General features: G+C 56.3%; 12 protein-coding genes and 1 pseudogene. 10 read left to right on the forward strand and 3 right to left on the reverse strand.

Annotation, left to right across the window (positions count from 1 at the left end; all coding sequences use genetic code 11):
• The first annotated feature begins 39 nt into the window (after positions 1 to 39).
• The 5 genes from AB3G88_RS17275 (at position 40) to AB3G88_RS17295 (ending at position 5,837) form a co-directional block, all read left to right on the forward strand.
• Positions 40 to 930, forward strand: a complete 891-nt coding sequence (locus AB3G88_RS17275; RefSeq protein ID WP_480450912.1) for a hypothetical protein — start codon at positions 40 to 42, stop codon at positions 928 to 930.
• Between the two features lie 34 nt (positions 931 to 964).
• Positions 965 to 1,789: an aspartate/glutamate racemase family protein gene (locus tag AB3G88_RS17280; protein WP_480450914.1), complete on the forward strand. Its 825-nt coding sequence runs from the start codon at positions 965 to 967 to the stop codon at positions 1,787 to 1,789.
• Between the two features lie 55 nt (positions 1,790 to 1,844).
• Positions 1,845 to 3,185: an MFS transporter gene (locus tag AB3G88_RS17285; protein WP_099586519.1), complete on the forward strand. Its 1,341-nt coding sequence runs from the start codon at positions 1,845 to 1,847 to the stop codon at positions 3,183 to 3,185.
• 166 nt (positions 3,186 to 3,351) lie between these two features.
• The gene (locus AB3G88_RS17290; RefSeq protein ID WP_480450916.1) at positions 3,352 to 5,325 is read left to right on the forward strand and encodes an avidin/streptavidin family protein; all 1,974 of its coding nucleotides are present in this window, start codon (positions 3,352 to 3,354) and stop codon (positions 5,323 to 5,325) included.
• A gap of 188 nt (positions 5,326 to 5,513) precedes the next feature.
• Positions 5,514 to 5,837 carry a DUF2388 domain-containing protein gene (locus AB3G88_RS17295; RefSeq protein ID WP_099586517.1) on the forward strand — a complete coding sequence of 108 codons (324 nt, stop codon included), beginning with the start codon at positions 5,514 to 5,516 and terminating at the stop codon, positions 5,835 to 5,837.
• A gap of 256 nt (positions 5,838 to 6,093) precedes the next feature.
• Here the strand turns inward: AB3G88_RS17295 and AB3G88_RS17300 are convergent, their stop codons facing one another.
• Positions 6,094 to 6,726 (reverse strand): hypothetical protein, encoded by a 633-nt coding sequence (locus tag AB3G88_RS17300; protein ID WP_480450919.1) that lies wholly within the window; start codon positions 6,724 to 6,726, stop codon positions 6,094 to 6,096.
• Between the two features lie 183 nt (positions 6,727 to 6,909).
• On the opposite strand from AB3G88_RS17300, the gene AB3G88_RS17305 reads away from it, so the two are divergent.
• Positions 6,910 to 7,140 (forward strand): hypothetical protein, encoded by a 231-nt coding sequence (locus AB3G88_RS17305; protein ID WP_244653914.1) that lies wholly within the window; start codon positions 6,910 to 6,912, stop codon positions 7,138 to 7,140.
• Here AB3G88_RS17305 and AB3G88_RS17310 read toward each other — a convergent pair.
• On the reverse strand, positions 7,133 to 7,567 hold the full coding sequence (locus AB3G88_RS17310; RefSeq protein ID WP_191960329.1) for a hypothetical protein: 435 nt from the start codon (positions 7,565 to 7,567) through the stop codon (positions 7,133 to 7,135). The genes AB3G88_RS17305 and AB3G88_RS17310 overlap by 8 nt on opposite strands.
• Before the next feature lie 73 nt (positions 7,568 to 7,640).
• Here AB3G88_RS17310 and yejK point away from each other — a divergent pair, with 73 nt between their 5' ends.
• Complete coding sequence (gene yejK / locus AB3G88_RS17315; RefSeq protein WP_191960336.1) at positions 7,641 to 8,693, forward strand: nucleoid-associated protein YejK; 1,053 nt, start codon at positions 7,641 to 7,643, stop codon at positions 8,691 to 8,693.
• A gap of 358 nt (positions 8,694 to 9,051) precedes the next feature.
• Here the strand turns inward: yejK and AB3G88_RS17320 are convergent, their stop codons facing one another.
• Positions 9,052 to 10,170: a PIN domain-containing protein gene (locus AB3G88_RS17320; RefSeq protein ID WP_191960330.1), complete on the reverse strand. Its 1,119-nt coding sequence runs from the start codon at positions 10,168 to 10,170 to the stop codon at positions 9,052 to 9,054.
• A gap of 99 nt (positions 10,171 to 10,269) precedes the next feature.
• Between AB3G88_RS17320 and AB3G88_RS17325 the strand changes: the two are divergent.
• From AB3G88_RS17325 to AB3G88_RS17335, 3 genes and pseudogenes are all read left to right on the forward strand, one after another.
• Positions 10,270 to 11,220 (forward strand): annotated as a pseudogene (locus AB3G88_RS17325) (tyrosine-type recombinase/integrase); the annotation flags it as partial.
• 287 nt (positions 11,221 to 11,507) lie between these two features.
• Positions 11,508 to 12,932 carry a tyrosine-type recombinase/integrase gene (locus AB3G88_RS17330; RefSeq protein ID WP_191960331.1) on the forward strand — a complete coding sequence of 475 codons (1,425 nt, stop codon included), beginning with the start codon at positions 11,508 to 11,510 and terminating at the stop codon, positions 12,930 to 12,932.
• Positions 12,933 to 13,264: 332 nt separating this feature from the next.
• The gene (locus AB3G88_RS17335; RefSeq protein WP_191960332.1) at positions 13,265 to 13,660 is read left to right on the forward strand and encodes a hypothetical protein; all 396 of its coding nucleotides are present in this window, start codon (positions 13,265 to 13,267) and stop codon (positions 13,658 to 13,660) included.
• Positions 13,661 to 13,980 lie beyond the last annotated feature (320 nt).

Here is a 13,980-nt window from a genome sequence, read left to right on the forward strand (position 1 = left end):
TTCCCATGCGTTCACCTACAACAATAAGAGGGAACCGTCATGTTGCAACATCCGTTATCGCGCTGCGGCGCTGTGGTTTCGCTGGCCCTGGCGTTGGGCAACAGCCCTTCGGCCCACGCCGAACAGTTCATTGGCTTTGGCCAGCCAGGGTTACCTGGGCGCTGGGCCTTGGAAACCTTTCCCGTGTTCAACCGCAACGTCGACGGCACTGTACGTGCCGGAGGCAATACGGTGCTGGCGTACTTTTCCGAAACCGGCTTTACCGACACTACCCGCGATCAATTGCAGTTCTGGGTCGGCGCCGTACCGGGTTACGCCAGTACCCAAAGTGCGAAGAACACCAGCCCATGGGGAATTGCCTCCCCCAATCTCGGTTTCGCCTACTACTACAACGTGCTTGAACCCACCAGTGCCTACGGCGCGGCGGACTACACGACGTTCTGGATCAACCCGACGCTGATGGTCGAGTTCCCCAACGGCAACGACAATGTCGCCGGCCACGGTGCCTTTGCCAACCGTTACGCGGTCAGTTTCAGCGTGGCCAACTATTGGCGGCAGGGCAACTTCGCCGCCACCTTCACTCCCGTCGGCGTGCATTACGCCGCGCGCAATCGCAACGCCACCGACCTGGGTGACGGCGATCCGCGCCAATTACGTGGTGGCATCAGCTACTGGTTCGCCGACATCGCCGCAGGCTACCTGGTACGCGACGATCTGTGGCTGGGCCTGCACCACGTCTACCACGTCAACAACCGTGCGGCCTCCAGCTTTGCACCATCGCGGGTGGGAAAGATTGGTCCCTCCATGACCTACACCGGGTTTGCCCAACAAGAGCTCTACCTGTCCGCCAACATGAATGTCGATTACTACCACAGCGCCAACTTGCCGCGCTCCACTGAGCTGACCATGGCGCTGGTGAAGTTCTTCTAGCCCTGGCAACCCATTTAAATTGAGGACATCCCGCATGGATACTGCAACAACCCTTCCCCTCCAGCCCCACGATGTACCGGTTTCGGTACGCTGGCTCAATCCGATTGGCTGCCCCACCTTTGATGCGCCGATCGCCGACTTACTGCACGGCATCAAACAACCCTCGACCCACGTTGAGGTGGTGTCGTTTGATATGACGTCCAGTCCGACACACCTGGAATACCGGGCCTACGAGGCTCTGACCTATGAGCGCACCGTCCGCATCGCCCGCGATTGCGCCCAGCAAAACATTGATGCCTTGGTGATCGGCTGCTTCTACGACCCGGCGCTGGAAGACGCACGGGAAATTTCCGGCAACTGCCTGGTCGTCGCTCCCTGCCAGGCGAGCCTGCAGGTGGCCGCACAACTGGCCAACCGCTACTCGATTATTGTCGGGCGTGACAAATGGATGGAGCAGATGCGCGAGCGAGTACGTGGCTACGGCGCAGGGGATCGGCTCGCGTCGATGCGCGCGTTGGGAATGGGGGTCGATGAGTTTCAAAAAGATCCCGCCCTTACCCGGCGACGCATCATTGAACAAGCCTCCCTGGCCGTCGAAGAAGACGGCGCCGAAGCCATTATTCTGGGCTGCACCATTGAGTTCGGCTTCTTTGAGCAAGTGCAGCGTGAGGTGGGCGTGCCGGTCATCGACCCCGTGGTGGCCGCATTCAAGATGGCCGAAGCCATGGCCGGCATGAAGCAACGTTTCGGCTGGTCGCCCAGTCGCGTTGGCAGCTGCGAGCCGCCGCCTGAAAGCGAAATCAAAACCTTTGGCCTGTTCCAGGGCCCTGTGCCCATCGGCAATCGCGTGGACGCCTAGCCCCTCAACCTTGAGATGGCCGAGTGGCCATCTCCCTCACAGGGACCTCCCCCTTATGAGCGAAGCTATTGCAATGCCCGAGCACCAAGCACGTTCCACCCGGCAAGTGGGCGATGTTTTCCACGATGTGCCCTTGACCCGCGAGCACCTCAAGTGCTGCCTCGCGTTGTTCTTCGTCTTCGCCATCGAGGCGTGGGAGATGATGATCATTGTCTACACCGCGCCGCTGATCGCCCAGGACTTTGCGCTGGATGCTTTAGCCCTGGGCCACCTGATTGGTGCCATGTTCATCGGCATGCTGCTGGGCTCGTTGATCTGGGGCAAGCTGGCCGAGCGCATCGGCCGCAAAGGAGCGGTGATCTGGAGCCTGGCCAGTTACGGCGTGATCTCGCTGGCCAGCGCCTTCGCGCCAGACTACACCACCCTGTACGTGTTGCGACTGCTGTCCGGCGTGGCGGCTGTGGGCATGATGGTGGTCACCTTCGCCCACTACCAGGAGTTGTTGCCTGTGCGCCAGCGGGGCGCCTTGACGGTGTACCTGGCGTCGGGTTGGCCCATCGGCATGCTCCTGGCGCTGGGAGCTACGGTGTGGCTGATGCCCTATGGCTGGCGCACGGTCATTGCGGTGAGTTCCCTCGGCGGCCTGTGGGCGCTGGTGGTGGCGCGCTGGGTGCCGGAGTCGCCGTACTGGCTGGCCAGTGTCGGGCGCCAGCCGCAAGCCCGCGCAGTGCTCGCCCGCCTGAGCCGAGGTGCCGTGCAGGTACCACAGGACTGCCAATTGCAGGTGGACCCCGTCAGCCGTGGCCGGCAACGGGAGCTGTTCGCCCCGGCGCTGTTGAAAATCAGCACCTTGCAAATCCTGGTCAACTTCACGTTTTCCTGGGGCTATTGGGGCCTGCAAACCTGGCTGCCGACGTTGCTGCAACAACGCGGCCTGACCCTGCCGCAGAGCTATGGGTTCATCGCGCTGTCAGCCCTGTGCATGATCCCCGGTTACATGGCCGCGTCATGGTTGACCCATCGCTATGGCCGCAAGAAGATCATCGTCGGTTTTATCAGCGCCTCGGTGATCGCCGGCTATGGTTTTGCCAATTCACAAACGCTGGAGATGCTGTACCTGAGCAACTTTGCGCTGGCCTTCTTCAGCCTGGGTGCCTGGGGTGTCTGGGGCACCTGGATCGCCGAGCTGTATCCCACCCAGCTACGCACCATCGGTTACGCCTGGGCGATTCTGGCCCAGCGCATCGCCAACATCCTGGCACCCTCCTTGATCGGTGCGCTGGTGGCCTATGGCGCATCGTTCAACATCACCACCACCTTCATCAACGCCTTCATGCTGGCCACCGTGGTGCTGACGCTGTTCATTCCCGAAACCGAAGGCAAGACGCTGGACTGACGTGCAACGCATCGCGCTTTCACACAAGCCCCTCGGCGGTCACCGACATCCGCCCGCCAGTAACTGCGCTTGAATAGCGGTATGCCCATGGCTGCGACCCTCACCGGTCGCTTCCATCGCCCTTCTACACCCGCGTCAAACACCATTATCAGAAACGGAATTCACCATGAACAATGAACATCAGGTCGGGGGCATTACCCTCGCCATGGATCGTGGCCCCTACCAGAACAACGGTGCCGCACCCTGGTACTCATCCCTGTACGTCGGCACCCCGCAGCAACCCTTGAAACTCTCCCTGGACACGGGCACCAACATCACTTGGGTCACTTCCAGCCTCTGCGCAGCGGATCGGTGCCAACACTACAGCGCAGGCCGGTTTGACTATCAGGCGTCCAGCAGTTTCACCTTCACGGACTGTCTGCAACGGCCCTACAGCTTTGGCCCATGGGGAACCATGCAGGTCGAGTCGGGCGCGGACGTATTGCACATTAACCAAACGACGCTGCCCACCCAGCTGTTACTGGCGGCGGACTACGACGGTGCACAGTTTCACCAGTTGGATTGGGACGGCGGCATTGGCTTGCCCAGCAGCAGCGCCTATGTCGACGGCCGTAGCTCGTTCGTGTTTCAGGCGTTAATGAACAGCGGCAAGGTGGATCCCACACACCCCTTCATCGCCTTCGATTGGGATGCCGCATCACGGCGCGGCAGCTGTCAGTTGGGTGGCATTGATGTCAGCAAGACCCGAGGCCCGCACCTATTTCTGCCTTGGTCGCTCTACAGCAAGGTCGCTGGAGTGGAGTACATCTGGTCCACGCAGCTCACCTCCTACGCCGTCGGCGGCGAAGTGCTGGCCAACGACCTGAGCTTTGCCCTGGACTCCGGTTCGTCTCGGTTCAAGGGAGACGACCGGCTGATGCGCCAAACCCTGGCGCGCATCGCCCAAGGTGGCTCCCCCGACGTGGTCCTCGGCTTTGCCGATGGCGAGATCACGCTCGGGGCCAATCTCTACAACGTATTGATTGAGGAAGGCCCCAGCAAAGGCAAAACCCTGCCGCAATTTGAGCCACTCGGGCTGGCGGACCTGGTACTGGTGGGTTCATTGGTGATGGAGCACTGCTACACCGTCTATGAGTACCGCGTGGTCCAATGTCGCCCGGGAACCTACTCATTGGCACCCGCTGGCGTGTGGCTCTTCAATCGCCCCGGCAGCCCGCAGATCATCACGCGTTCGTCCTCGCAACCGTTCGACACGGCACCGAGACCACTCAGCCACGCAAAGCTCATCTTCAGCGCCACGGCCAAAGCCGAAGCGCCTTCGCGGCCGATGTCGGCCGCCGGCACCTGGCAGAATGACTATGGTTCGGTCATGACACTGACGGTTGAAGGGAACCGGATCTGCGGCACCTACCAATCCTCGACGGGTTCGACAGGCAAATATGCCGTGGTCGGCTATCAAGCACCCGCCACCATCCACGCAGAACAAGGCCTTCCTGTAGCACTGGCCATCGAATGGCATTCCTTGGGTGATGAATCCTCTGATCCCAGCTGGAACTGGTCTTCTGGGCTTAGCGGACAAATTCTGCGCGTGAAGGACGAAGACAGGCTGACGCTATCGCATTTGCTGGTAGCCACCAGCGACTTCCCAGGGCTTGCTGACCAAGGCACCTATGTCGACAAGTTGCTGTACCACAGAGTGGCCTCCGAGCCGGAACATCCACCGGTTACCGCTCCCTCGTCAAAGCCAGACATTCAAGACGCCCTAAGCGGCACCTGGGCTGCCGCTGATGGAAGCCGCTTGAACCTGCGTGTGCATGCAAGCCAGCGCCATGCATTTGGCTATGTCAGCGGCACACTGTCAGCCGACACCGGCGAAGCGGAAGTGTCCGGCTTCACCGACATCAATGCCCAAGCCAGTGGGCTACCGCTGCAATCGGTTAGCCTGACGGCAACAGGAGTCGAAGGCGCTACGACACTGTGCCTATCCGGCTCAGTCGACTTGAAGGATCACAGTTTGAATGTCCTGGTCATGGCCAGCTCGCCAAACACCGTTGCGCGCAGCTATGTACAGACGCGGGTGAAGTCACTGAAGTTTTATCGGCAAGATGCGCGAACGCTGCATCAATTGGGTCAGTTCTGAATAATCGGAAACGTACTTGAGGGATGAAAAAAGACATGCGGTGAGTCTAAAACGTTATTGGTTAAACGCCTGGCAAGGACGGGCGTATATCGCTCTTCTGTCAGCCTGCCAGCGACCTTGGCTTTTTGTGCTGGCGCCCTACCCTCTGCTATCTTGGCGCACTCTGATCGCAATGGAAGCATCGCAGCATGGACTCATGGAAGATTGTAGCCGCAGCCCTCATGGTATCGATCAACGCTCATGCCTCCGAGGAGTCCGATGACTCCTATAACAACTCGGTGCTGTCTGTACTGATGGCTCCAAGCTACACCGTTGCAGGAACTACCGGGCTCACTATGCTGGCCGCCAATAACTTCAAGCCTGCAAAGGCTGACGCCCTTGCGTTCATTGGCTCGGAAGGCCAGATTCGCGGCGCCCAATTTGAACAGGCAGTGCGCTATTACCGCACGACATACGGCCCTCCCCTGATGACGGACCAGCAACTCGCCCAGGCAATCGTTACCTCTTACTGAGCGCGACCTTTCACGACCTTTTCACAGACGAGCGCTTATGGTTACCCCAGCTCCTAGCGATCATCCCTTTCAGCCCGCCCTCCCCATCGCGGGCTTTTCTTTGCCTGCAATTTGCCGAGCCCGCCCGCTTTTGGGTGGGGTAGGCTCATCGCACCATCGAATGGGAGCACGCGCGAGGATCTTCGAAGCCGTCGGCATATGGCGCCAGGTGAAGGTCGATTCACGCACCGCATAGCGCGTATCACGATGTAATAGTTCATTTGTCCAGATTCAGTAGTTCCTGCATCCGTGAGCCAATTATTCCTCGCAACCACGCAGCATGAAACTCCATTTCTTCCAGAGAAGTACCCTCAGCCAATCGATATACGAACTCCTTGTCCCTCGGCCCCTGACACACGACGCTAAAATGGCCATCGCGGTCGTAACTGGCGAGCACATAAGGGCAGATACAAATGATGTCGCTAAATGGCACCTGAACTTCGGTGGGCTTACGACCGCGACGGGTGACCGTGAGTGTTAGCAGTTGCTGGTTTTCGTCGAACGTGAAGGCCAGCACTCTAGCCGCCGAGGAGATCCATGCGAAGACCAGCCCCATGAGCCCAACAGAACCACACAGGAACTGGATGAGCAACGACGTTGTGAGGCTAGACCCATCGCTGCCAGGTTCACCTGGCATCGCTTCGAACCCGAGAAGGAGCAGTATCGCCAGCACTAAGCCCGGCAACAACGCAATCACCACAAAGCAGAAACCAAAAATGGCCGCACCCGTGCTGCCAACGGTCAGTAAGTCCGGCCCGCGATGCCAAATAGGGGGGTGGGCGGCGGGGCTTTCAGTGCTTGAAGCGACTAGAGGCGTTGCGATGCGGTGAGGTGGACTTTGACGACTCATCTAGCAGGCTCCAGGGGTGCTGCGTAGACAGTACCACTACTGCCAGACCGTCTGACCAAGAGGCATCGGGCTTTTTCACGCCTTCCCGGTATCCGCCAGCAAACACCAGGCAATCAGCGCGCTAAACCTGTAACCCCTCCCCCTCCCCCTTCAAAGTTAGCGGCTATAGCGGCAAGGATACCTATGCGCCTGGCCGACCTGATGGAGTGGTCAGGCATTACTGAGCAGGGCGAGGCGATGACGCTGATGATTCATCACCTGCATGCGATGGGTTCCACAAAGTGCCAGCCGCTGCTGAATCCGCCGCGCCACGTTTTCGAACCTACGGAAAGTGTGGCGCGGGAATTCCGAAATAAAAGCCTGCTCGCCATTAAGAAAGACCCCGGCGACGAGGTTATCGGGCCAACTATTTAAGCGATGCAGGAGATGTTGCATTGACAACAGGATCTGCGACATCAGCTGGCTGCCCAGTCTCAACGTCACGAATTTCATACCTCCACCATGTCAACGATGATATTCCGTAAAGTCCATAGGTACGGCCGCCCACCAGATCAACAGTCATTTCAATCGGAGCAGTTTGCTGTTGCGCGGTAATAAACTTACGAACTTGAATCTTATGCCTTCCTGCACCCAGTCGGTACTCGCTCTGGCGGCTCAACCAATAAAGGGTTTGATCGTCGTCGATCTTAAATATTGTTAATGATTTGTCGAACTGTTGGATCGTAGCGATTTGGGCGCTTGATTTTCCTTCCGCACTTTTGTGCTCGTAATGAATACATCCGGTCAGCGTGAAGCTGAACATAATCATCGCTATAAAACGCCAAAAAATAAGGTGTCGCATCAGTGTCCCTCCTAGGCTCAAATCCAAGGTGCGGATTGATACCTTATCCTTTTCCAAAATTCCACCCTACTCGCTGCATCCGGTAACCGGAGGGCGGCGCTTACCTGAGGTAAACGAAAGGCCTGTACGCCATAGCGTCATCCACAAGATCGACAAGAAGCCCGACGGCAGCCCGGCCGTTCTGTTCCTGGGCGCATCCGAGCAGGTTGAAAGCCAGGCACGCGACGACCTGATGAGCCAGCTCAACGAAAGCTATAATGCCGCTGCCGGCAAGGGCTGGGGGTTCTTCCACCAAGAGTCAGGCGCTTTCCCTTTCAGCGGCTGGCTCCGCAAGTACCTGGCCGGCGTCACCGACTTCCTGGCGTTCAGCACAACAGCTGTCGAACACCTGACCAAGCTGATGGAAGAGTCGAACCTCACCACCGGTGGTCACGCCCTCTTCTGCCACTACCAGCAAGGCCTGACCGAATACCTGGTCATCGCCCTGGTGCAGGAAACCGAAGCGGTGACCATGACCGAGGATCTGGCCCTGATGACGGTGAAGCGCCTGGATCTGGATCACATCCGCCTGGCTGCGCGCATCAACATCAGCGAATGGCAGACCAACCGGCAATCGAAGCAGTACATCTCCTACCTTAAGGGCAAGCAGGGCCGGCGCCTCAACGAATACTTCCGCGACTTTATCGGCTGCCAGGAAGGGATCGACGGCCCGAGCGAAACCCGGACTTTGCTCAAGGCGTTCAGCGACTTTGTCGAAAGCGAGGATCTGCCAGAAGAGTCAGCCCGCGAGAAGACGCACACGCTGGTCAGCTACTCCATGGCCCAGGCCAAGCTGGGCGAGCCGATCACCCTCGACGAGCTGTCCAGTCTGATCGATGAAGACCGGCCGAAGAACTTCTACGAATTCATCAAGGCGAAGGACTACGGGCTTTCCGAGGCTCTGCCGCAGGAAAAGAAGACCCTCAATAAATTCCGGCGTTTCACCGGCAGGGCCGAGGGGATGTCGATCAGCTTCGAGGCGCACCTGCTCGGCGACAAGATCGAGTTCGACGAAGCCGGCGGCACTCTGACGCTACGAGGGCTGCCAACGCAGCTCATTGAACAGCTCAAGCGCGCCTCTTCCTGAGACGTTACTTACCGCTGGGATTTCACCAGCTTGTCAATAAGGCTCCAGGCTTGCTCTCGTGCGTGCTGCCTGGCCTTATCCAAAGAGGCGAACAGTTGGTCGCCAGGTCGGATTGGTGGCAGACCTGGAATGCTGAGCTGATAGGTAAAGCCGTTAGTGTGGTGCCGAACCTCGGTGTCGAACTGGTGGCCTTGGCTTACATCAATGAATGTCTCAACGCTTGGCATATCCGCTCCTTGATCCGGCTCCATGCCGGTCACCCGTAATACCCCATATCAACGAATCACGCCAGCAGGCACGGCGGCTGATAGCCCCGCAAGGTCGCGCCACCGAACCAGACCAGCGATCAATTGAAACCTCATTCGCCGTTTATATCGAGATATTTAACCTCTTCATTATAAGGGGCTGACAATTTCAGTGTTACTGGTGGCTCGTAATCACATAGCTCAACAGTATCAAGTAATTTATCTTGATAAGAGATTTTAATTTGAAGATTGGCTTCACCGTCAAACGTTCTTTCAAATACATTCTCAAGCACAAATGGATAATTACCATCTTCGTGATCGAACGGACTTCTATCGTAGTCCTTCTCAACTTCAATGGTATCAGCTGTAAATGTGAACTCTAAATCATAGGTGCACTCTTCATCGCCGACCGAAATCAAGTTAGCCTTAACCAGCTCGATATCGTATACATCAACATCTTCTAACTCCGAGTCCCAGCCGCCTATTTTGAAATCAGTATCAATCGCTTGTATGCACTCGTGGATTACGTTCATGAAATCTCCACGAACAACCTCCAGCGCCTTGGCAGCGAACTCGGATGGTTCTATGGAAACACTCTTAATGACGGCATCGATGAATTCGTCAACCGAGTCACTGCAAATCAAACGCGGATGTTCTTCCGCATACCTATGCATGTCCTTGTCACTAGATATAACATGGACTGAGTGTCCTCGACCTGCTGAAAGGTCGTCTAAAGCCTTCAACACAAAAGCATCTGCAAATTCTTTTTCTTTCTCGCCCAAAGCAAATGGTGCGAGTGAAGAAAAATACCTCTCGAACACATAACTTGGTTTTACATCATCAATTGAAACATATTCAACGTTTTGGGAGTCGAGGAACGTTTCAAAATCCAGGGAAATCAACCGTGATATTTCATCCGCCGAAACCTTGGAAAATATTCCATGCGCCGGAATGCCTGGAACATTCCTCAAAATCATCGCATTCTTCTTGATTGCCTTGAGCTCGGAAACAGCAGCTAAAGACTTCTTCTTTATATGCGATAAAACCTCACCCTTTGTTACATCTGTAATTAACAAGCGGACTTCGCCATCGTCTATCAGATCTTTCAACCCGCCAAGACTATGGGTCAGAAACTGGAAGTTTTTGCCTTCATATATATTGGTATCTAAAAAAACCAAGCGTGACCTGAGCTCCATAAGCACCTCTCCCTTTTCTCTGATCATACGGAGCATTACTCGGAACGCCTACAGAAAGCTAAAGTCCGGCAATCAGCCTGGCCCCGACTTCACGCCCAGCCACCTGCGCCAGGCCACGGTCAACATAGGTTCGCTCAGGCGTCCATCCACATTTCGGCGACCTACATGGAGCAGTTGGACCCGTTCATTGGCGATATGCCGCTGCCCCACATCGATGACGATGCGCTCGCGCCCTACGTGCGGTCGAAGCTGAGCCCGGCGACAGGAAAGCCGGTAACGAACAGGACGGTGAATATCGCGCTGCAGCGGGTTATCCGGGTTTTGAACCTCTGTGCGCGAAAGTGGCGGGACGAAGAGCGCCGGCCATTGCTTGACGTGGTGCCGATGATTTCCCTGTTGGATGAGAAGACGAATAGCCGAAAGCCCTACCCACTTTCCTGGGAGGAGCAATCGATCCTGTTCGCCGAGCTACCGGCACACCTTCAGACCAGGGCCATGTTCAAGGTCAACACAGGTTGCCGGGAGCAGGAAGTTTGCAAGCTTCAGTGGAATTGGGAGATTGCGGTACCGGAACTTGGAACGAGTGTGTTCCTGATCCCGGCTGGATTTGGGGGGAGGAGTGCCAGGTCTGGCGTGAAGAACCGGGACGAGCGCTTGGTGGTGATGAATGACGTTGCCAAGTCAGTGATCGAGAAGCAGCGCGGCAAACATCCGCTCTACGTTTTCCCATTTGGCAAGCCAGATGGTGAAGGGAATGAAACGACGGTTCACCGCATGAACGACTCGGCCTGGAAGAAGGCGCGGGGTCGGGCGGCAAAGAAGTGGCAGGAGAAGTTCTTGCGGCCGGCACACGACGGCTTTGACAGAATCCGCATTCACGACTTGAAGCACACCTTTGGGAGAAGGTTGCGTGCTGCTGGCGTGGCTGAGGAGGATCGCAAAGCGCTGCTCGGCCACAAGAACGGAAGCATCACCAGTCACTACTCGGCGGCAGAACTGGATCAGCTGATTGCGGCGGCAAACAAGGTATCAGCAACCGACTCACGCGCACCAGCGTTGACGATTCTGAAAAGGAGGGAAGCATGATGAAAAGCGCCAGGGTCACTCGGAAAGTCACTATGGCAAAAACAACAAAGCCGCTCGAAAGCGGCTAAGTCATTGAAAAATATGGTCGGGACGGAGTGATTCGAACACTCGACCCCTAGCACCCCATCTCCTTTTTCATACTTCTTGAAAGCTTCCAAAATTTTACACTGGATTTTTATAAGCTAGTATTTACTTGGGCTCCAGCGGTGTTCTGCTCTACGAGAGTCCAGCAACGTCCATCAAGAGCCGACGTTTTTGTGGGGGTAAAAGTAGGGGGAGTCCGTTTCATGGCCAAAATCACCATCAAAGAACTCGAGTCGCTGACCGCCAACGATGCCGGCCGAATCCTCAGGGAGGATGGCAATCTGGCCGGTCGAATCTCAGTCCGTAAGGACGGTGTGTCGGTCAGCTTTTTCTATCGCTATCGCTGGGGCGAGCAGAACAAAGAGTACTCCTGCGGGTCATGGCCGCGCAAATCCCTCACGGACATCCGTAAAGCACGCAACCAGGCCCGGGCGCTCATCGATGAGCAAATCAATCCCAACGAGCAAAAGAAAACCGCCAAGGCACAGGCATACGCCGCTGCTAACGTAGAGGCTGACCAAGTAAAAGCGACGAAGGTGAAAACGCTGACCGTCCAGGATTTGGCCAAGGCGTGGCTGTTGGATGGCGTGGCGCGCAAAGATGGCAATGCTGAATTGCAGCGCCGTTTTAACAAAGACCTTTTTCCGGCACTCGGCAAGACCGCGGTGAGCAGCGTCTCCGAACACGATGTTCGGGCGCTGATCCGCACCGTGGTCAACCGCGGCGCTTACCGGCAAGCCATCAGCTTCTTCGCCGACCTCACTCAGATGTTCGGTTGGGCCAGAAAGCGCCAACCTTGGCGGGCCTTATTGATCGAGGGTGATCCAACTGAGCTGGTCGACATCTCCCCATTGATCCCGGCCAACTACGAAGCAGAAAGAAGCCGCATCCTTTCCCCCGCCGAGCTGTTGGAACTGCACAACCGCTTCCAGCAAATGACTGCCGATTACAACGCCCTCCCCGCGGGCCAAAAATACGACGGCATTCGTCCACTAAAGAAGGAAACGCAACTCGCACTTTGGATCAGCCTGGGCACTTTGTGCCGGATTGGTGAATTGCTACAGGCAGAATGGAAAAATGTCGACCTGGACCAGCAGGCGTGGTTCCTCTCCAGCGAAAACGTCAAAGGCGCTCGGGGCAAGAAACAAGACCACCATGTTTTCCTCTCCCCCTTCGCCTTGCATTTCTTTCAGGAGCTCAAGACCCTGACGGGAGACTCCCAGTGGTGCTTTCCGAACAAGCAGGATGACGGACATGTGGACGTGAAAGTGGTGAGCAAACAGGTCGGCGATCGCCAGGCCCGGTTCAAAAAACGCAAGGCCCTCTCCAGACGGCGTCACGACGATACCCTAGTCCTTGCCGACGGCCAGTACGGTGAATGGACGCCGCATGACCTGCGCCGCACGGGCGCGACCATGATGCAGGCTTTGGGTGTCAGCCTGGACGTCATCGACCGCTACCAAAACCATGTACTGGCCGGCTCTCGGGTGAGACGTCATTACTTGCATCACGACTATGCCGATGAGAAGAAAAATGCGTGGAGTCTGTTGGGCGATCGTCTAAGTGCAGTATTGTCCTCAACCTATGAACACACGCCGACCGAGTCGATGATTTCTTTCCCTGCCTAGACCGCGACTGGATTGCTACCGACTTCATAAGTCGGCATCTTTATTACTGAGTACTCATAGTTTCGTATGACATCGCCGAGCGCGCCATTTGGCTTGATTTCTGCCCATCATTACCGGCATGAATCGGCCAAAGCCGGACCGTCCAGACTCAATCGTTTCGAGGTCATACCGAAGGGGACGTACATTGTTCCCACTCGTGTTGTCCAGGAAAGCGCGGCGCACCGCAGTGAGCGATGTAAGCATCTGGCGAATACATCTTCATCATTAGCCATTGCTGTCGACATTGGTTGATCCCGCTATCATAGGATCAGTTCATCAGAGCAAATCAAGCTATGCCAGCGTTGTCATTCGCCATTCGAGTTTTGTTCGCGTGTTGCCTTTTGATCGCGACCGCCAATCACATCCGAGCAGATTTCCAGCATGGGTTGTTGTGGGACTACGGCTATGGGGAAAGCGCCTACTGGGCTAGCCGTGTTTTCTGGGGGGCACTGACTTTTTTTGACCCGCTGGCGGTGCTGCTCCTTTTCACAAAACCTAGGATGGGAATAATCCTCACTGCAGTAATTATTTTGGCTGACGTGGCCCATAACACCTATTACGTCGCACTGAAAAGGCAGTGGCTGGAGCCGTTCTATCTGTCGCAAGTAGCGTTTCTTATTGCTGTGGCTCTACTCTCACCTATTGTCTTGAGGCGTACCATTAGCCGTAAATCGCCCCTGATTTCGTAGACACCGCCATGCATTTGCTCGAAGGGCTGCTTTTGGCCGGTAACTGCCATTTTCGGCAAGTTATTTCGGTCGTTATCCTAGACACGCGATCGCGAACATTACAGCAGAACTTGTTTCCCCCCGAACTCCAGGGTAATCAAAATACTGAAGAAATATTATCTCAGGCACAGGCCGAACGAGGGCACATTGCCACAACTGCACCTGGGAATATCGACACTCAAGGGAATGAGTATATTGCCGTGCGTATTACACCTAGTCGCGCAAAGGCATAGGAGCCGGTCATTCGTATCGTGAATTTCCCAGCCTTGATTTGTAGCCTC

Source organism: Pseudomonas arvensis, assembly GCF_056688935.1.